Below are 20,411 nucleotides of genomic sequence, written 5' to 3'. Positions count from 1 at the left end.
AAATTAATTATGAATCATAAGTAACTAAAAGAGTGAAGGTTTTTAGATTAATTTATAAAATTTTTAAAATGAACAGTATAAAAAAAAGCCTAAACATTTCTTTTTCAAAATGTCTAGGCTTCGATAAACCAACCGTATTTTTTAATGTTCTATAGCTATTCCAAAATCTACATTTGAGTTATCGTTATTATCATAAAATCTAATATAAATGTCTGTATTTGCAGCATTAATTGTGTATGTTGCAGTTTCTGAATTACCATTTGATGCATCTCTTGTAGCTATTGGCGCAGCTCCACAAACGGTATATAATTCATATCCGGGATTTCCATTCATATTCAAAGTAATCGTATAATCACCAGCGCTAGTTGTTGTGAATCGATACCACATACCACGTCTTCCATCAGATCCATAACCGATGATATTGTCAATATTCCAATTGGTTCGGTAGTAAATTGTATTTAAATCCAATCTGTAATCATCAGAAGAACCTGTAGCAGAGCAACTATCTCTAGGTGAGTACGTGGCATATACTTGCGGCAAACCATTGTTTGCGCCTTGTACATTGATGGTAAATGTATCTGTCCAACTACCTTGGTCAGAAATTATCTGCATAGTAAATGTCACCGTTTTTGTTGGGCAAGAACTAGAGACTTGAAAGTCAAAATCTCCACCATTCCATTCCAAATCTCCAGCTGGCATATCGTCATAAATTCTATCATTATCAGATATATTGATATCTGGGTCGCTAGTATCAATTATAACTTCAATATTGGTCGCAGTAGTATTTCCTGTATTTTGCAGTTGAATATCAAAATCTATATCTTCTCCAGCTTCAACAATTTCATTGTTATTATCATCACTTGTAATTCTATAATCATTGTAAATTAAGTTAGGCTGTCCTGTATTTGTATTTGTACCATTTCCGCTAATTGAAATCGTATTGTTTCCGCCATCAGCGTTGTGATTTATAGTCACTGTTCCATTGTAGGATTGCTCATTTGTAGGTTGAAATGTAACGATTACTTCTTGTGGACTGCTCGGATTTATGGTTCCAGCAGTAAAATTAGCCGTATACGCACTACTAGGAAAATTAATGCTCGATACAGCAAAACTTTCATTTCCTGTATTATTGATAACAAATGTTTCTGTAGCTGATTGACCAACTTCTACATTTCCAAAATTTAAATTGCCAGTAACAGAAATGTTTGAAAAATTATTTGTGTTTGAAAAACCAGTTCCAGTGACTTGAATTGTACTATTAGAACTATTGGCATTATTGGCTGTATTATCAATAGTAATGACACCACTGTAAGATTGTTCTTGTGTAGGTGCAAACTGAATAGGGATCTCAACGGTAGTATTAGGTTGTACTGTAATACTACTTCCAACAATAGTAAAAGCAGGATTTGACGAAGTTATATTTGTAACATTAAAACTTTCGTTACCTGTATTTTCAATAGTAAGTATTCTTGTTTCAGTTTGTCCGATAAGCACATTATCGAAGTCAATATCTCCAGATAATTGTATTTCTGATAAAGAAATATTACTGCAGTTATCAAAGCTTAAATAACTTCTAACTTCTCTAGCAACAAAAGCTACTCTTTCAAGTTGTTCTTCAGTGAATTCTGTTCTACATTGAGTTGCATATGACATTATGTTGTCAGTTAATGGAGTATACGAATCACCATTGGCATCTATTTCATTGCCAATATAATTACAAAAATTATTAACGTTTACACCTGTTCTCAATCTGGGATCAGCTGGTGTATCACATAGCAAATCTCCCGCAGTAGAGCAGTTAGAACGTTCAACTAATTCTATATTAGTATTGTTCCAAATTTCGTGAGTGTGATATAAGTCTAAATAATGACCTAATTCATGTTGAAATACAGATTCTCTAACTAAAAGTTGACTTGTATTTACTCTAAACCGATCAATTCCATCATGAGAAAAATGCCCTCTACTAGTAGCTCCTTGTCCATAGAAATATACATTAATCACATTCTCAATATCATATGTATTTCCCATTTCATCTTCTTGGTTATTATCATCTAAATCATAATAATTGCTATTATTTATGTAGTTAATGTCTCCGCATATTACGAAATTTAACTTGGCAGGAGCAAAGTCTTCGTTTAATTGACTTAAATAGTTATTTAATTCAATTTCTGATAACACAAAATTTCCTCCTCCGCTATTTGTTCTCACAATATGAATTTTCATGGGTACATCAATAGGATCTAAACTACTTAAATCATCATAAGCACTCAAGTCGTATATGCTAGGAGAAGGTGGAGTTATTGTAGGATCTTCTAATGATGTCTGAGTTAAAGTAATAGTTGCTGTATTATTTGATAAATTAGAATCAGAATACTTATCTTGAAATTCAGGTTTTAAACTTATACTAGCAGTAACTTCTGTATTGTTCTCATTGATCTCAACGGTTGTTGTTATTTCATTTGCTTGTGCATTACCAAAGTTGAATGTAAATGAATTAGCTATTTGATTATTTAAATCATCTTCATCTATCCAAAATATCTCATTTTGATTTTTTGAAACCGAAATATCCGTATTAATTACTTCAACCTCTATAGGTTCATCTTCTGTACAACCAAAATATAATAATGGTAATACAAGTAGGAGTAAGTATTTTTTGTTCATCATAAGGTTTCTTTTGAGTTTGTTTGATTTTGAGTTTCTCTTTGAAGTAATAAAGCATTGGCAAGTTTGTTTACATTTCGTACCATAGAGAGTGAAAGTAGAATTACCGTTACTACTAAAACACTTCCAATAGCTGAACAAACTCCCCAAAAACTAGATAAACGCCAGAAAATTTTCTTCTGTACTTTATTGTCATATTCTGTTTTTGCCATGCGTACATCAGCTTTATATTGATTTTCAATGTCATTGATTTGTTGTTGATGCTGATTATCAATAGTTCTAATTTGGGCAATACGTTGCGCGTTTTTATCTCTGTAAACTTGGTAATAGTATTGTAATGCTAGTGCTTCTTGTCCTTTTGAAAATTTAGGAAGCATTTTCATAAAGCTTTGAGTCGTTTCCTTAAAAGCAGTTAAATTATAATCGTAGTGATTCAGATATTCACTCTTCAACACTTTAGCAGCTTGCATTCTATCTTCAATAGTAAAACTAGGCAACACCTGAGTTTCAAAGGCAATCATGCCCATTCCGTCCTGAGGATTTTTTTTAATAAAGTACGACTCGTTATCAAATGCTTGTGATAAGTTATCTGTAAATAAGGGTAATAGGTTTGTCAATTTTTCAATAGCAAGAATCGTTTGTACTTTATTCGTATTAAAAAAATTAAGTAGTTTCTTTAAAATGACTTCACGATCTGTCGCATTTATTTTAGACAAACAGTTGTTATATGCTTTTATAAGTTGATACTTTTCATTGTATGAACTGAATCCCATAGTATTCGTTCTGGAAATGATACGTTCTTTTAAACCTTGACTAGTAACCACCCATTTTCGATACTTTTCATTTTTGGTTACTTCGTACCTGCGTTTTCCTTGCGGATAGGTGTAATATCCTATCGGATTCCATAAAGTACTGTGTTGTTTTACAGGTAGATATGATTTTAAATTAGCGATTTCATTATTAAAATTTCGAAGTCCAAGTGTATCAATATTATTTTTGACCACATACGATTCTTGATTGGTAGGCGTATTTGCAATTTTAGTTTCTTCATCAAGAATCTGTTCTATGACTTCTTTTTTCTTAGGAAGTTTCCGAACAATTTCATTTGTAGTTACACCAACTTGCTTTGGATATGCCTGTTTTACCGGAGTTGAAGCCTTTATAACTTCTCTTTTACTACTCGGAATAAAACTCCAGCCTATAATAATAATACCGCCAATTAAACCTATAAATAAAATAGAGATCGTGATATGCCAAAAAGTACGGGTAAACCCATAATAATAGTTGTTTTCTAATATTGTAAATCTATTTTTCATAGTCTTAGTTTTTATATTTCTTGTACGATTTTTTGAAGTTTTTTCTAAAAAAACGTTTTAGTGTAAATGATTTAAATGCACGTTCAATAGCTTCATTTTCTGTTTTTGCATATGTTTTTGCTACCGAGTTCAATAAGGAATTAATCATCTTTCCAGATTTATTCACTTTTTCAGTTTTATTGTATAATTCTTCACCTTCGCGATTCGTCAAAAACAGATGAAAAACAATAAAGAAATCGTATCCTTTTTCTCTGATAATAGGAGCGTTTTTATCAAATCGATTTTTTCTTCGTTCATGTATAGTTTCCTTTTTAGAGAGTTCTAAATTTTGTACATAAATAAATTTATCAATCAGTTGATAAGGCTTTTCAGTAACTTGAAGAATATTGTCAAAGTATCGATCAAAAAATTGTTTTATTGTATACTGTACACGTTCGGCATTTGAATCGTTTGAAAAGGTATCATCCATGACAAGAATAATGGTTTCATCGGTGATTCTATTTTTATACGCGAATGTGTTTTTCTCATTGATTCTGTTGGACAATAAATGCACTTTTTCAAAGGTCTCTTCGGTGACAAGTTGTCCTTCAGTATAAGTTTTGTATACTTGATTTAGGCTTTGGTTATGATAGTAAATCCAAACTCCATCTTTTTGATTATTAGTATATTGTCCTTCCCATTCTTTTGTATCATTTATATATGAAATCTCTGTACGTTTCTCTCCATTCGGAAAATAAGTATACCAAACGCTGTCTTTTTTATTATTGGTAAGAAACGATACTGATTCTAGTGTTTCGTTATCATTATAATTACTTGTTTTTTCTGTTTGGAAATTGTTGAGAAATGCTGATTCTTTGGAGAGTTTATTGTTTTTATAAATTTTGGAAGAAAGTAAATTACCTTCTATGTATTCTTGTTCAGAAATAAGTTCACCAAGTTCATTTTTGCTAATTTGTTTCCCATGAAGCAACTCGTTTTTATAACTTTTTTGGATAAAAATTTCAGCTTCATTTGTGTCAAAATAAGTTCTGTGTAAAGTTAGTTTTGATGTTTGTAAATCAAATTCTTTCCAACTTTTTAAATGTCCAGATGTGTAGAAAGTTTTTGTTGCTGTTAATGTACCTTTTATGTAAATTTTCTCTGAAACTTTATTCCCTGTGCTATCATATTTGAATTGTGATTGATCACGTAAACCATTCTCAAAATTTTCTTCGATGGCTTTTGCTTTAGTTTCATGCCAAATAATGAACTTTCCTTGTTTTTTTCCTGCTGTATTATAATTTTTTACATGTTTTGGATAGCCAGTTTCATAAAATAACTCATCTTTAATAGTAACTCCATTTTCATAGCTTTTTATCTGTTGTATACTTCCATTTTCAAAATAAACACGATGTACGCCAATACTTTTTCCATGCTCATAATTAGCTTCACTTTTAAGCTTTCCATTCAAATACCAATAATTGCTCAAACCATGACGAACACCATCTAGATATTCACATTTTGAAATACATTTATTAGGTGTTTGCGCCTCTTCTTTATATTCATATAAATTTCCAGAGAAAAGAGCTCCATTATAATATACTTTTGTATCTTTTACGGTGACTTCATCTATAAATGCATCACTCTGAGCAGCAATCCATTGAAAAGTAACTAATAATATGATAAGTGTTTTTTTTCTCATATATCATTGATAATTTTACTTTTCAATATTATCAATGATTGTCTCTAATAGCAATACGTAATTTCCCGTATTTAGAAAACAGTTTTTCCTACTTTCGTTTTTTTCAATTACATTAGTGTAGTAAAATCATTGTATGCGAAACATTTACAGGAACTTCTTTTTTTTGATCTTTTTTACATTTCAAATCAATGCATTGCATGCAGCTACAACTCACATGAGTGGAGAATTGGATACATTATTAGCAAAAGCAAAACAATTAGAAGGTGATAAAAAATACAATGAAGCAGTCACTATATATCAAGAGGCGTTGACAATTGCTTCTGATTTGAAATTAGATGAAGATACATCTTTTATTTACACAAAAATTGGAACTATTTATTACAATAAGAAAGATTTTAAGACAGCAAAAAACTACTTTCTGCAAAGTATACAAAGTGAGACTACTTCCATACATGCTGCCAATGCCAATTTCAACATTGCATTGATTCATAAAAAAGAAAAAGATAGTGTACTGAAATTTTTAGGACGTTCTTTAGAGACTTATAACAATCAAAAAGCTTCTTACGAAAAGTTTAAAACGTTTTCAAAAGCAGGAATTCTCTATAAAAAGCACAACGAGTATCACCAAGCAATGAAATATTTGTTGCAAGCATATAAAGGATTTGAATCTTTAGATAAAGAAGAAGAGTTGGCGTCAGTTTGTAGAAATATTGCCGTAATTCAACGTCTTTTTAAAAGATATGATATTGCGACCAATTACTATAGGAAAGCACTTGAATTGTGGACAAAATCAGGGAAATTTCAAAAAATATCTGACGGGCATAATAGCTTGGCAAACATATACAAAGAGCAATTAAAGTCAGATAGTGCTATTTTTCATTACAAAAAAGCGATTGCGCTTCGTGAACAATTAGGAGTAAAAAAAGAACTTGGACGTATTTGGCATAATTTGGGAACGATGTATTACAGTACTGCAGATTATCCTTCTGCCAAAAATTCTTATTTACAAGCTCTACAACTAAAAAAAGAAACAAAAGATACAGTTTCAATTCCAGTTACCTACAACGAATTAGCATTAATTGCCATAGATGAGGAACAACATGTAAAAGCAAATACATATTTAGAAACTACTAAAAACTATATAGATACACATTCTAATAAGAATAATAAATTACGATACTATTTTGTAAAGAGTCGTTATTATGAACGTTCAGGGAATTACGAGCAATCCTTATTATACTATAAAAAGTATGAAAAATTAGAAAGAGAACTTTTTTATAATAATCAAAATCAACTCGTTCAACGTTTTCAAGAAGAACTAGAAACGTATAAAAAAGAACAAGAAATAAAAGAACTCACAGTCAATAATTCAACACAAAAAGAAGTTATTCTAAAGCAACGGACTTCTATCATTTATATATCTTCGCTATTAGCATTTGTACTGATTACAAGTTTCATTGTCTATCTATACTTCAAACAACAACAAAAAATCAACGCACAACAGCAAGAGTTAGATAAACTTGCAGCAACTTACCAAGGACAAGAAAGTATAAAGGAAAGTATTAGTAAAGATTTACACGATATTATAACGACAAGTTATGATGGAATACGCTTAAAAATTTTAGCGCTTTCTCAGGCGAAAGAATATGACAAAATAAGTACGTCTATCATAGATGAAATCAAAGATGTAAACCATCAAATACGACTTATTTCGCATCGTTTGTCTCCTTTACATAGTAAAATTCAAGAAGCAACATTAACAGAAATTATAGTATCTCAGCTTTCTGAATTTCAATACTATAGAAAAGTTTTTGTCAAATTACAGTTACCATTGCCAGCATTATTGGATACAATGAAACTAGAAGATCAAACTAATTTCTACGGAGTTTTTTTAGAAGCTATGCATAATATCGAAAAGCACTCGCAAGCCACAGAAGTAGAAATCTCACACCGAATCACAGAAACAAATATATTAGAATTTGATATTGCAGATAATGGTATAGGGTTTAGTGATTCAACAGGAAACGGTATTGGTATTACCAACATGAAACAGCGTATGAGTTTGCTAAACGGAACATTGGCTATCACAAATACCAAAGAAGGAACAATCGTAAGAATTTCATTGAAGCTTATATCATAAAGTATAGATGATAAAAATGTAGTTATATGAAACCATATTTAAAAATACTCGTTGTTGAAGATTCTTTAATCTTTGCACAAGGCATTCAATTGTTACTAGAACAACACACTTTGGTAGCAAAAACACTTCATACAGATAATTACAAAGCAACATTAGATGTACTAAAAGATCAAGCAATAGATATCATTATACTCGATTTAAATTTTGAAACAAAAGAATATGACGGATTTACCATTGCTCATAAAATCAGGCAATTATATCCCAAGATTAAAATCATGATTTTAACGCAAAACACACGAATAGCGCATTATGAAAAACTTTTTAATGAGTTAAATGTCGATGCGTATTTAGACAAACAACTTGGTGTGAAAGAAACATTTACAGCGATCGATGAAGTTGTAAATAATAGGAAATATATAGATTATAATATTACTCAAATGTTAGAAATTGAATCATGGATGCGTATTTCTAAACGAGAAAATGATATCCTAGAAAAATTGAGTCAAGGATATATTCACAAAGAGATAGCAGATCAATTATGTATTAGCCCAAGAACTGTAGAAGTACATGTGCGAAATCTTTTTAAAAAATTTAAAGTCAAAAATGTAGCAGAATTGATGAGTAAATACATCAAATATAAAAACGCGAATAGAGAAAATATAGAAGACTGTACAGCACCATTCAAAAGTTAAAGAGTAGCAGTGATTAACTAGTATATCACTGCTATCCATTTTTAACTATTAGGTTCTAGTTCATCATCTTCTCCAGTTTCCTCAGAAGGAGGAAGCGGATTTTCTGATTCTGGCTCTGTAGAGAAAACCTCTGTGGTATTTTGCTCTTCTGCTATAGAATCAGGAGTACAAGAAGTCATTCCTGAAGAAATGATAATAAACATACTAAAGACAATAAAGATTTTATAATATCTCATGACACTCAGTATTACACTGTTTCGGTAGCTAGAATTCCGGTAAACAGCTGTTACACATAGTGTCTTGCGCAAGACATTAGATTTAAGAGTATATGTTAACTCCTCTTAAACACTGGTGTAAATGTATTTTAGAAAACAAGGAAAAGATGGCGTTTTCTTAGTTTTCCGACGTTGTCCTGAGGTTGTCCGAGGTTGTTTTTTTAAAAGAAAAGTATATATGGATAGTAAAGAAAAACTCTATTTAGAATGTATTCTAAAAAAGTATACATGGTTACTTGAAAATGACATAGATTTTTATTTAAATGATGTGCGCGAACCTGTCATTAAAAAAGAAGTACTCCAATTAATTCAAATGTATGATCATTTTTCTACTGATGATCAAATAATTCTTAAAAACTATATTGAGATTCAGGATGAATCAAAACTACTGATACAATTCAAAAAAAATGCAAGTACATTAAGTAAGAATATAAGTCGATTATTATCTGGAAAAACTCAACAACCTCAAAAACAAGGTTTGCTAAATATTTGTGCGTTACTGTTAGACATACAACCACGTCCGTTAGATCGAAATTATGACTACACAAAAATTGAATTTGAAAAAATAAGTAAGCCTACAAAGGCAACTGTTCATAAAAAAAAGAAAGTTGGTGAAGGAAAAGGTATTTTTCAATTTAGTGCAATTGTAGTAGTAGCTATTGTTGCTATAGCTTTTTTCTATACGATAAGTGTGTATAACAACAAGAAAGATGGTTCAAGTCGTTCACCAATTACGATACATACAAAAAATTTTACCGTAAGTGATCTTAACAGAATCTTCCCTGATACAAGTACTACCTTTTTCGACAACAAAGAACAACCGATAGTTTGGTATACAACTTATAATGATCAGCCAGAATTTTATAATACTGGAGGATTGCATCCAATATCAAAAAAACAGTTGCAACCTGTAAACAAAGAAGTGATAAGGGAATATATAGTATTGAATAGTGATAAAAATACAAGAAAAAGTACACATAATACAAATACGAAAACTACCAAAGAACAAAATTCTGTTTCACTAAATACTTCCATTGTAAATACAAAAGAACATAAAGAATTAAGTGTATTTATGTTTGATTCTTTATCAAACTTAGAAACAGATTTTGCGACACATTTTCTAACACAATTAAAAGATAGATATACGGTGACGCAACAATTAATTCCGACAAGTCAACTTAACAAAGAACTAATAGCATCTTTATTTCAGGGAGACATAAAAAAACTAGGAAACAATTTATCCAAGCACACAGATTACATATGTGTAGGAAAGGTAACATACGAATTTAGACAAAATGCTATTTTAAAAAACAAACAGACTTGTACGCTAACTGTAAACTATACAATAACCGATGTACAAACGGGCGCAATACAAAACTCATATTCCAAAACGGTTACTGGAAATGGATTCTCAAAGCAAGCTGCAAAAACAAACACTATTAAAAAATTCACATTATGAAAAAAATAATACCAGCCATCACATTCTTAATACTACTTTATACACCACAAATTGTTACAGGACAAGATTCTACTTATGATACAGATATGATGAATCTAGCCAATCAAACCGTAGCGCGATTAGCACAAAAAAATAAGTTGGTTGTAGCAGTTTGGTTCTTTCACAGTACAAAAGGTAAAAAAACAGAATTAGGAGATTATGTAGGCAGAGATTTCTCGGTTCACTTTACTAATGTAGAAAAAAACTTTGAAGTCGTAGATAGAGATCATATTGAACAACTCAGTGCTGAACATCAATGGAATGAAGAAGGATTTATAGATTCAGCGACAGCAAAACAAATAAACAAATTAGTAGCTGCAGATGCTATAGTTACTGGAACTGTTGACTATACATTGCATCATTTGCGCGTTCGTATTAAAATCATTGATACGGAAACAGGAAAACAAATAGCAGCAGCAATAAAAACGGTTCGACCAGATGAAAGTTTAAAATTTATTTTAAGCGAAGAATATCAAAATCGTGAAATATCTATTCCTAAAAACAGACGTGTTATACAAGTAGAAGGAGAAAATGATCCGCGAACTACAAGTGAAGATTGTGAACGCAAAAAAACAGGCGATTACTGCTTTCAAAACAATACAAGATCTACATATAGCGCAGAATTGTACGATCCTAAAAACAGAAAAAGAACTTTTGGAAAATTGATTTTATCTCCTGGTCAAAATGGATGCTTATTCAATATTCCTGAAAATATCTATTCGTTTGAAGCAAAAATTCATAATGAAATGACGACGCAATCGCCAAAAAGAGGAAATATTAGAGTAGAAAAATGTAAATCAATTACCTATATCATAAAAGACTAACCTAAACTAACGAATCATTATGAAAAAAACTACATATATAATTGTATTGTTATTTCTATCAAGTACATTACAAATTGTAACGGCTCAAAATTCAGGGTATGATACAGACATGATCAATTTGGCGAATCAAGCTGTCAATAGAGTAAATCAAAAAAATAAATTGGTTGTAGCAGTTTGGTTTTTTCACAATACCAAAGGTGAAAAAACAGAAATTGGAGATTATGTAGGCAGAGATTTCTCCGTTCACTTTACCAATGTAGAAAAAAACTTTGAAGTCGTAGATAGAGATCATATTGAACAACTCAGCGCAGAACATCAATGGAATGAAGAAGGATTCATAGATCCAGCAACAGCAAAACAAGTCAATAAATTAGTAGCGGCAGATGCTATAGTTACCGGAACTGTTGATTATACACTGCATCATTTGCGCGTTCGTATCAAAATCATAGATACAGAAACAGGAAAACAAATAGGAGCAGCCATAAAAACCATACGTTTAGACGAAAGCTTAAAATTCATCTTAAATGATGAATACAACAATAGAAAAGTAACAACACCAGAAGAAGAACGAATTATTATTGTAGAAGATGAAAATGATCCACGAACTACCAATGAAGATTGTGAAAGACTAAAAACAGGTGATTATTGTTTTGATAATAGAACTAACAGAGATATGTTTATAGATGTGTTTCAATATAAACCAAACGTTGCAGTTAATATAGCTTTTCGAGAATTGAGAATTAAAAGTGGTCAAAATGCATGTATGTTTAATATTTCAGCGAAGCCTTACTTTTTTCGTGGTGGCAGAAATATCATGTCTAGAGAAATAGTTGGTGATATAAAAGTCGAAAAATGTAAGTCATTAACCTATGTAATAAGTGATAAAAAAATAGAAAATTCTAGAAATCAAAAATCAAAACCTCGCAACACTAGAAAACCAAAAACCTTTCGTGAAACGGTCAATAAAATATTTGATATTCACGAAGACATCAAAGGAATTATACCTAAGAAAAAGCAAAAGAACAAGAAAGACTAATTATTAGGTCAAGTAAGCTACACTAACGAAGTAATTAAAATCATTTACCAAACAAAATAACTCTTGCAAATCCATGAACAATAAATTTTGGTAAAGTAAATCTTTCAAAACAAGTCATCGGAAAATACAGTACTTTCCTAGAAATACATGTGTTTTCGTTTGTTGTAATTAGGAAATAAGTCAAAAAATAACCTTATTTTTACATTAAACCCAAACCCGAATAATTTTTGCGAACCCTAATAAACGTATTTTTTGTATTGATTTTTGGTCTTTCCTTTTCTCAGGAATTACCTCCAATTATCAATTACACTCCAAAAATATACAATGCCGATAATCAGAATTGGATGATTTCACAATCTGATGATGCATATATCTATGTTGCAAATAACAAAGGATTGTTAGCATACAATGGTGCGCAATGGAAACTCTACAAATCACCAAACGAAACCATCATGCGTTCTGTAAAAGTGATTGGTAATCGTGTGTATACAGGTTGTTATATGAATTTCGGTTACTGGGAACGCAATACCACAGGCAGTCTTGAATATACTTCCTTATCAGATGAACTAAAAGTTCAAATGAAAGAAGATGAACAATTTTGGGAAATCATTCATTTAGATAAATGGGTACTTTTTCAGTCGTTAGATAGAATCTACATATACGATACGCAGTCAAACACGTTCAACATTATCAATGCTTCGAACACCATTTCAAAACTATATAAAATTGAAGAAGAACTTTACTTTCAAGTGCTAACTGAAGGTTTATACAGTATAGAAAACGGAGAAAAAAAATTGATCAGTGACAACGCAATTCTACGAAACAATATCATTGTTGGATTGTACGCTAAAGGAGCACAAAAAACAATTATCACCCGAAACAATGGTTGGTTTACCTTAGACAAAGACGGATTAGTCGCGATACAATTACCATATCAAATAAAATACAATCAAAAAAGTATCTACACAAGTATTCAACTAAGCGATGGAAGTTACGTATTAGGAACCATTGCCAAAGGAATCTATCACATCTCCAAAGAAGGCGAACTACTATATCGTATAGACCAAGCCAATGGCTTAGGAGACAATACGGCTTTATCTCTATTTGAAGATATTGATGGTAATGTTTGGATTGGTTTAGATAATGGAATCAACTGTTTAAATACAAAACAACCTTTCAAATACTTTGCAGATCAAATAGGACGTTTAGGAACTATTTATGCATCAGTAATTCATGATGGTAACATATATCTAGGAACAAATCAAGGACTATTTTACAAACCAGAAAACAATAATACTGACTTCTCATTTATACTTGGTACAAAAGGACAAGTTTGGTGTTTGCGTGTGATTAATGATGAACTTTTCTGCGGACACGATTCAGGAACTTTTCTCATAAATAATGGTACACAACAAAAAATATCTGATGTAAATGGTACTTGGGACATCAAAACAATTCCAGGAAAAGAAAATACGCTAATTCAAGGAAATTATGACGGATTGTACATAATCGCGAAACAAGGAGAATCTTGGAAACTTGATTATAAACTCAAAAGATTTAATATCTCGTCTAAGCATTTTGAATGGGCAACACCAACTAAAATCTTGATGAATCATGAATATAAAGGTGTATATGAGCTTACGCTAGATAAAAATTATCAAGAAGTAACCGCGTTTAAAAACAATGAAACCATACAAAAAAGCGCCAATACCAGTCTTATTCAATTTGACGGAAACATCTATCAAGCAAATAAAAACGGGATATTCAAGTATGATGTAGCGTCAGAAACATTCCAAAAAGATGCAATCCTAAGTACTATCTTTGAAAATGATGAATACACTTCGGGAAAATTAGTTGTGGATGACATAGGATATTTATGGGCGTTTACTAACAACTACATCAACTACGTTACCAAAGAAAAACTAGACGGAAATTTTAAAGTAAAGCGAATAGCCATTCCAGAATCTTTACGTAATGAAATGAAAGGCTATGAAAACATAGCACATCTTACAGGTAAAAATTACCTCTTAGGAACATCAAACGGTTACATAACCATTGATTTGGATGCCATGCATACCAAAACCTATGAAGTCAAAATAAACAGTGTAACAAATCATACGCTAAAAGGAGGAATTCAAAACATAGCACACGATGTAGAAGGAGAATTTAACGCCAATGAAAACTTTTTAGCATTTCAATACAGCATTCCTGCATACAATAAATATGAAGTAGCCGAATATTCATATCTATTAGAAGGTATGTATGATGAATGGAGCGAATGGAGTACACAGGCAAAAGCAACTTTCGAAAACTTATCACACGGAACATATGAATTTAAAGTAAAAGCGCGTATCAACAATCAAATAACAGAAAATACGGCAAATTACACATTCACAATCAACAGACCTTGGTATCTATCCAACCTAGCCATATTAATCTATGTAATATTAACTGTATTACTCTTTACAGGATTAAATAGTTTCTACAAAAGTTATTACAAAAAGCAGCGAGAGCGACTATTGGAGAAGAAGACAAGAGAGTTAGCACTAAAAGAATTAGAAGCACAAAAAGAAATCATTCAACTAAAAAACACACAATTAAACTCAGACATAGAATCTAAAAATCGTGAGTTAGCCATTGCTACGATGAATATGATTAAGAAAAATGAAACTCTAAACAGCATCAAACAAGAGCTTAACAAACAAAAAGGAGAAAAAAACAACGTAACTCCAGTAATTCGCTTGATTGATAAAAACATAAACAATGCAGACGATTGGAAGTTCTTTGAAGAAGCCTTCAATCATGCAGACAAGGATTTCTTCAAAAAAGTAAAAGAACTGCATCCACAACTAACGGCAAATGACTTACGTTTATGCGCATACTTGCGTTTAAATCTTTCCTCTAAGGAAATTGCACCACTATTAAACATTTCTGTAAGAAGTGTAGAAATAAAGCGTTACCGATTGCGCAAAAAAATTAGTCTAGCTCGTGAAATCAATCTAAACGATTACTTCCTAAACTTATAATTGGATAAAACTTGTATACATTATAAAAAATAAGCTACAAAACAATATAAAATTGCTTTGTAGCTTACTCATAAAATTAGTATTGAAAAACCTAACTATGCAGTAATAGTAGTAGGACATTCTGGTTGTGTTTTTGCTCCTCCACAACCTTGTACTCCTGATCTTTCAAGAGGTGCTCTAAATCCTCCTAAAATAGAAGGAGTTTCATTTAACTTTAAAATTGATGTTTTGTTTAAATTCAATTTTTTAACTGATTTTTTCATGGTTTAAAAGTTTTAATTAATAATACTGTAAATTAGAAAAAATGTAATCGATCGAGCAATCGTTGATGATATAACAATACATCCAATTGTAAAAACATCAACATCAACCTCAACAAGCTCAAAAAATACCACAACATTACCACAACAATAACGTTGTAGTAGTCCTTTTTTGATAAAAACTGATACTTTCTTTACAAAAAGTATTTCATTGATAATATTGCATATATACAGGGTTTTTGTTAAAAAATGTTCAAAAAAACTATAGAAAAATTAACGTGTATGCTTTTTGTATAGGTGATTTTTAAGGATTCGTTAACAATAGTAAATACATTGTAACTGAATAAATTAAAAACAACTATATGAACCGTTATGTAATCATTTTTGCACTCATGCTTTCCTCGATATGGAGTTTTGGGCAAGAATTTGAAATAAGCGGTAATGTCATCGAAGATGGAACCAACATTCCACTTCCAGGCGTTACTGTCTTACTAAAGAATACCCAAAATGGAGTTTCTACAGATTTTGATGGAAACTTTACTCTAAAAAAAGTGCCCAATGGAGGCACAATTGTATTTTCTTATGTTGGATATGCTACCCAAGAAGTAGTTGTAACTTCCAATAAACCATTGAGCATCATACTAAAACAAGATACAGAAGCACTAGAATCTGTAGTTGTTATTGGATATGGTTCACAACGAAAAGAATTAGTTTCAGGAGCATATGCCACAGTTGATGCTGACAAAATTGTAGAACGTAATCCTGTACGAGTTGAAGAAGCCTTACAAGGTTCTGCTTCAGGAGTTCAAGTAAATGCTACTTCAGGTTCACCAGGAGCAGCATTAAGTATTCGTATTCGTGGTATTACTTCAAATGGAGACAATAATCCGCTTATTATTGTAGATGGAGTTTTCTTTGGAGATGACTTAAGTGTAATAGATCCAAACGACATCGAACAAATTGATGTTATAAAAGATGCCAGTTCTGCCATATACGGTGTACGAGCATCCAATGGTGTTATTTTAATTACGACAAAAAAAGGACGTAGAGATTCTGCAACGAAATTTTCATACAATGCCTATTATACAGTCCAAGAAACATCAAATAAACTTGATCTACTAAACGCTACTGAATATGCAGTATATGTAAATGAAACAGAGATTGCAGACGGAAATGCACTACCTTATCCTGATATTTCTTCTCTAGGAGAAGGTACTGATTGGCAAGACGAATTATTCTCAACAGCACCATTATTTAGTCATAGTTTAAGCGCAACTGGCGGTTCAGAAAATATCTCTTACGGATTTAGCGGAAGCTACTTAGCACAAGAAGGTCTTATTGCAAGTGATAAATCGAACTTTACAAGATGGACACTAAAAAATAACCTAAGTATCAACCTTTCTGAAAAGTTGAAATTAAATACTTTATTACTTTATACAAACAGAAAAACTAGAGGAATTCCAGAAGGAGGAAGAGGTTCAATACTTTACTATGGAGCCAATGCTTCTCCGTTAACTCCAATCTTTGATGGAACTGATGGAACAGGTCCATCAAGAGGATTCTCATACATAGGTTCAGAACAAGGAATAGAAATCATAAATCCATTTGCGGTTATAAACAATACGTTTAACGAAGCAAAAACAAATCGTTTTACTGGTAAAATTGAATTAGTATACGATATCATGGAAGATTTAGACATTACATCACGTTTCAACTTTAACTATGCTGATGTAATTGCACGTTCATACAATCCTTTACAGTACTATGGTCCAAACAAAGTACAAAACAACGTAAATGTAGCCAATGGGCAATTTGTACTAGACAGAAATGATGATGGAGATAGAGATGTATACAGTACGGTAAGCGAAAACACGCAAAACTTCTTTGATTACACATGGGAAACCTTCATAAACTACAAAAAATCATTTGGAGAACACAATTTCTCAGGATTAGTTGGAGCTTCTTTACAGAGTTTTCAATACGATGGATTTTTTGCAACAGGATTCTTAGTAAATGGTCCAGATGCTTGGAGTAATGCCTATTTAAGCAACACACAATCGTTTATCATTGATGATGATGATACTCCAAACGGCGATCCACAAGACATTCAGCAAACACTAAATGCAACAACTGGAATCGGAGAAGATCGTTTATACTCAGCTTTTGGAAGAGTTCAGTATGATTATCAAGGTAAGTATTTATTATCTGCCATGGTAAGACGAGATGCCTCTACAAGATTTGGTCCAGATAACAGAGTTGGATACTTTCCATCATTTTCTGGAGGTTGGGTAATCTCTCAAGAAGATTTCTTCAAATCAGAACTCATCAACAATCTAAAATTAAGAGGAAGTTGGGGAATTACTGGTAATGACAGAATTGGAAGTTACCGTTGGTTAGGTTTCTTACAAGGAGCCAACGCAGAAGCTTCTTATCCATTTGGAGATACCTTAGCATTTGGTAACGCAATTGGAGCATTATCCAACTCAAAACTACAGTGGGAGACAACAAGACAAACAAACATAGGTTTTGATGTAAGTTTATTAGATCGTAAACTTGACATATCTGTAGATTATTATAAAAAACGCACAGAAGACTTATTATTAGTACCTGAAGTATCTGCTCTATTAGGAACAAGTGCAGGAGGAAGTTCTCCACCATTTGTCAATGCAGGAATTGTAGAAAACAAAGGACTAGATTTAAGCATCAATTTTACACACGACTTCACAGATGATCTTACCATAAAAGTAGGATACAATCTTACGAGTATTGACAACAAAGCCATTGAAGTTAACAATGCTGCAGGATTTTTACCCGGAGGATTATTTGGCTTAGGACAAACAACATCACGTTTCCAATCAGGATTACCAATCGGAGCATTTTGGGGATTACAAACTGACGGAATCTTTCAAAATCAAGCAGAAATTGACGCACACGCAGCACAACCAGATGCGCAGCCAGGAGACATTCGCTATGTAGATATTGATGGTGATGGTGTAATTGAATTTGGAAGTAATGACGATCAAACAATGATCGGAAATCCAATTCCAAGCGTAACAATGGGACTTAACTTAGGAATTGATTTCAAACAATTTGATTTTTCTACATCACTATACGCTTCTATCGGAAACGATATTGTAAGAAGCTACGAACGCTTCCTAACATACAGTAACAAACCAAGCTTATACTTAGATCGCTGGACAGGTGAAGGAACTTCGAATTTTGTACCAAGAGCATCTACAAACGCATCAAACAATCGCTTATTCTCAGACTTCTTTGTAGAAGATGGTTCATATTTACGTATACAAAACATTCAAATAGGATACTCACTACCAAAATCTGTCTTAGAAAAAATTCACTTAGATCGATTCAGACTATACTTTGGAGTAAACAATCTATACACATTTACAAACTATCAAGGATACAATCCTGATGTCTCAAACTCAAGCCCATTAAGTGCTGGAGTTGATTTAGGACAATATCCTTTAGCGAGAACATTTACAACAGGAATTAATGTATCATTCTAAACACATCACTATGTATAATAAGATAACAAAAATAGCATACACACTGCTAATCATTATAAGCATACAATCTTGTGATGATTACTTAGAAATCTTGCCGCCAGGACAAGAAAACACAGAAAACTTTTTTAATACGCCAGATAACTATCAAGATGCGCTCATTGGTGTATATGACTTACTATCTACAACGTATTTAAACAATATTCTGGGAGAAATTGCTTCTGATAACAGTCTCTGTGGAGGAGAAAATCCAACAGACGTACTAGATTGGCAACAAATTGACGACATGATTCATACGCCAGACAACGGCGCACTGCGTAATGTATTCCAATGGATGTATGCAGGAATCAGTAGAGCCAATTACATTGTAGAATTTCAAGATAACTTAAACTTTGATGGAAAAGATCAAATCTTAGCCGAAAACTTATTCTTACGTTCATACTTCTACTTCGAATTGGTAAAATTCTTTGGAGATATTCCTTTTTACACAGACAGAAGAATTACCATTGATGAAACACAATCTATTGACAGAACGCCAAGAGCAGATGTATATGCGCGTTTAGAAATTGACCTAATGAACGCAATTCCAGACTTACCTTGGATGCAAACCCAAAATGGTAGAGTAACCAAAGGAGCTGCATGGGCTTTACTTGGGAAAATATACTTATACCAAGAAAAATATACAGAAGCAGCACAAGCTTTCAATGAAGTAATCAATTCAGGACAATACCAATTGGTACAAGATTTCAATACAATCTTTCTAAATAACAATGAAAACAATATTGAATCTGTATTCGAAATTCAATATTCAGGAGCGCAAGAAGGAGCTAGTTTTGGATGTTTTCAATGCGTAGAAGGAAATGTAGCTGTAGGATTCATGGGACCGCGTTTTCAAGGAGGAAACTTTAGTCCATATGCTTCAGGATTTAGTTTCAATGTGCCAGTACAAGAAGTATCAGACTTATACCAAGCAGGCGATACGCGTTTGGCAGCAACAGTATTAGATATCAATGCTTTTGTGGCGGCACGACCAGATGTTACCTTTACAGAAGGTTCAGAACACACAGGATACTTCAACTTAAAATACATTCCGTATGCTAATGATAATGTAGTGCAAGATGCAAACATCAATCGTAGTAACAACTACCGAGCAATTCGTTATGCAGATGTATTACTAATGGCGGCAGAAGCAAACTTATTGGCGCCAGCACCAATTGCAAATCCGCAAACATTTTTAGATGCTATCCGTGATAGAGCTTTTGGTGACACCAATAATAGAATTCCAGCGACACTAGAAAATATATTAGCAGAAAGAAGACGTGAACTAGCTGGAGAAGGACATCGTTTCTTCGATCAAGTTAGAACCGGAGAAACAAGCTCTATTCCAGGATTTACATCAGGGAAAAACGAACTATTCCCAATTCCAAGAATCGAAATAGAATTGGCAGGAAATCGTTGGCAACAAAATGCAGGATATTAAT

13 protein-coding genes are annotated in these 20,411 nt (G+C 32.2%); 8 read left to right on the top strand and 5 right to left on the bottom strand.

Annotated features, from left to right (window positions below):
• Positions 1 to 141 precede the first annotated feature (141 nt).
• From ACOQOS_RS04275 to ACOQOS_RS04265, 3 genes are read right to left on the bottom strand one after another with little or no spacing between them, the layout of a single operon-like run.
• Entirely contained in the window at positions 142 to 2,664 is a 2,523-nt protein-coding gene (locus ACOQOS_RS04275; protein WP_420573729.1) for a choice-of-anchor D domain-containing protein, read from the bottom strand.
• On the bottom strand, positions 2,661 to 3,977 hold the full coding sequence (locus ACOQOS_RS04270; protein WP_420573728.1) for a hypothetical protein: 1,317 nt from the start codon (positions 3,975 to 3,977) through the stop codon (positions 2,661 to 2,663). Before ACOQOS_RS04270 ends, ACOQOS_RS04275 begins: the two co-directional genes overlap by 4 nt.
• A 4-nt stretch (positions 3,978 to 3,981) precedes the next feature.
• Positions 3,982 to 5,658, bottom strand: coding sequence for a hypothetical protein (locus ACOQOS_RS04265; RefSeq protein WP_420573727.1), 1,677 nt, complete (start codon positions 5,656 to 5,658; stop codon positions 3,982 to 3,984).
• A gap of 133 nt (positions 5,659 to 5,791) precedes the next feature.
• On the opposite strand from ACOQOS_RS04265, the gene ACOQOS_RS04260 reads away from it, so the two are divergent.
• Positions 5,792 to 7,798, top strand: coding sequence for a tetratricopeptide repeat protein (locus ACOQOS_RS04260; RefSeq protein WP_420573726.1), 2,007 nt, complete (start codon positions 5,792 to 5,794; stop codon positions 7,796 to 7,798).
• Between the two features lie 26 nt (positions 7,799 to 7,824).
• Complete coding sequence (locus tag ACOQOS_RS04255; RefSeq protein WP_420573725.1) at positions 7,825 to 8,490, top strand: LuxR C-terminal-related transcriptional regulator; 666 nt, start codon at positions 7,825 to 7,827, stop codon at positions 8,488 to 8,490.
• 41 nt (positions 8,491 to 8,531) lie between these two features.
• On the opposite strand, the gene ACOQOS_RS04250 is transcribed toward ACOQOS_RS04255, so the two are convergent.
• Positions 8,532 to 8,726 carry a hypothetical protein gene (locus tag ACOQOS_RS04250; protein WP_420573724.1) on the bottom strand — a complete coding sequence of 65 codons (195 nt, stop codon included), beginning with the start codon at positions 8,724 to 8,726 and terminating at the stop codon, positions 8,532 to 8,534.
• 121 nt (positions 8,727 to 8,847) lie between these two features.
• Here ACOQOS_RS04250 and ACOQOS_RS04245 point away from each other — a divergent pair, with 121 nt between their 5' ends.
• From ACOQOS_RS04245 to ACOQOS_RS04230, 4 genes are all read left to right on the top strand, one after another.
• A complete protein-coding gene (locus ACOQOS_RS04245; RefSeq protein ID WP_420573723.1) occupies positions 8,848 to 10,224 on the top strand; it encodes a hypothetical protein in 1,377 nt (458 codons plus the stop codon).
• Entirely contained in the window at positions 10,221 to 11,087 is an 867-nt protein-coding gene (locus ACOQOS_RS04240) for a FlgO family outer membrane protein (RefSeq protein WP_420573722.1), read from the top strand. The genes ACOQOS_RS04245 and ACOQOS_RS04240 overlap by 4 nt, the downstream gene beginning before the upstream one ends.
• 19 nt (positions 11,088 to 11,106) lie before the next feature.
• Positions 11,107 to 12,123 carry a FlgO family outer membrane protein gene (locus ACOQOS_RS04235; RefSeq protein WP_420573721.1) on the top strand — a complete coding sequence of 339 codons (1,017 nt, stop codon included), beginning with the start codon at positions 11,107 to 11,109 and terminating at the stop codon, positions 12,121 to 12,123.
• Between the two features lie 227 nt (positions 12,124 to 12,350).
• The gene (locus ACOQOS_RS04230) at positions 12,351 to 15,149 is read left to right on the top strand and encodes a triple tyrosine motif-containing protein (RefSeq protein ID WP_420573720.1); all 2,799 of its coding nucleotides are present in this window, start codon (positions 12,351 to 12,353) and stop codon (positions 15,147 to 15,149) included.
• 95 nt (positions 15,150 to 15,244) lie between these two features.
• On the opposite strand, the gene ACOQOS_RS04225 is transcribed toward ACOQOS_RS04230, so the two are convergent.
• Positions 15,245 to 15,412 (bottom strand): hypothetical protein, encoded by a 168-nt coding sequence (locus tag ACOQOS_RS04225; RefSeq protein ID WP_420573719.1) that lies wholly within the window; start codon positions 15,410 to 15,412, stop codon positions 15,245 to 15,247.
• Positions 15,413 to 15,771: 359 nt separating this feature from the next.
• Between ACOQOS_RS04225 and ACOQOS_RS04220 the strand changes: the two genes are divergently transcribed.
• On the top strand, positions 15,772 to 18,933 hold the full coding sequence (locus tag ACOQOS_RS04220; RefSeq protein ID WP_420573718.1) for a SusC/RagA family TonB-linked outer membrane protein: 3,162 nt from the start codon (positions 15,772 to 15,774) through the stop codon (positions 18,931 to 18,933).
• Positions 18,934 to 18,943: 10 nt separating this feature from the next.
• Entirely contained in the window at positions 18,944 to 20,410 is a 1,467-nt protein-coding gene (locus ACOQOS_RS04215) for a RagB/SusD family nutrient uptake outer membrane protein (RefSeq protein WP_420573717.1), read from the top strand.
• Position 20,411 lies beyond the last annotated feature (1 nt).

The sequence above is a fragment of the Kordia sp. genome (assembly GCF_965224175.1).
GTDB lineage: Bacteria > Bacteroidota > Bacteroidia > Flavobacteriales > Flavobacteriaceae > Kordia.
The sequence above is the reverse complement of the archived record's forward strand: the minus strand, read 5'-3'. Positions and strand labels throughout refer to the sequence as shown.

Excerpts from the sequence above, each read along its gene's own strand:
- ACOQOS_RS04255 (WP_420573725.1), top strand. The coding sequence starts at position 7,825 with ATGAAACCATATTTAAAAATACTCGTTGTTGAAGATTCTTTAATCTTT.
- ACOQOS_RS04250 (WP_420573724.1), bottom strand. The coding sequence starts at position 8,726 with ATGAGATATTATAAAATCTTTATTGTCTTTAGTATGTTTATTATCATT.
- ACOQOS_RS04270 (WP_420573728.1), bottom strand. The coding sequence starts at position 3,977 with ATGAAAAATAGATTTACAATATTAGAAAACAACTATTATTATGGGTTT.
- ACOQOS_RS04245 (WP_420573723.1), top strand. The coding sequence starts at position 8,848 with ATGTATTTTAGAAAACAAGGAAAAGATGGCGTTTTCTTAGTTTTCCGA.
- ACOQOS_RS04215 (WP_420573717.1), top strand. The coding sequence starts at position 18,944 with ATGTATAATAAGATAACAAAAATAGCATACACACTGCTAATCATTATA.
- ACOQOS_RS04240 (WP_420573722.1), top strand. The coding sequence starts at position 10,221 with ATGAAAAAAATAATACCAGCCATCACATTCTTAATACTACTTTATACA.
- ACOQOS_RS04220 (WP_420573718.1), top strand. The coding sequence starts at position 15,772 with ATGAACCGTTATGTAATCATTTTTGCACTCATGCTTTCCTCGATATGG.
- ACOQOS_RS04235 (WP_420573721.1), top strand. The coding sequence starts at position 11,107 with ATGAAAAAAACTACATATATAATTGTATTGTTATTTCTATCAAGTACA.
- ACOQOS_RS04265 (WP_420573727.1), bottom strand. The coding sequence starts at position 5,658 with ATGAGAAAAAAAACACTTATCATATTATTAGTTACTTTTCAATGGATT.
- ACOQOS_RS04275 (WP_420573729.1), bottom strand. The coding sequence starts at position 2,664 with ATGATGAACAAAAAATACTTACTCCTACTTGTATTACCATTATTATAT.
- ACOQOS_RS04260 (WP_420573726.1), top strand. The coding sequence starts at position 5,792 with ATGCGAAACATTTACAGGAACTTCTTTTTTTTGATCTTTTTTACATTT.
- ACOQOS_RS04225 (WP_420573719.1), bottom strand. The coding sequence starts at position 15,412 with ATGAAAAAATCAGTTAAAAAATTGAATTTAAACAAAACATCAATTTTA.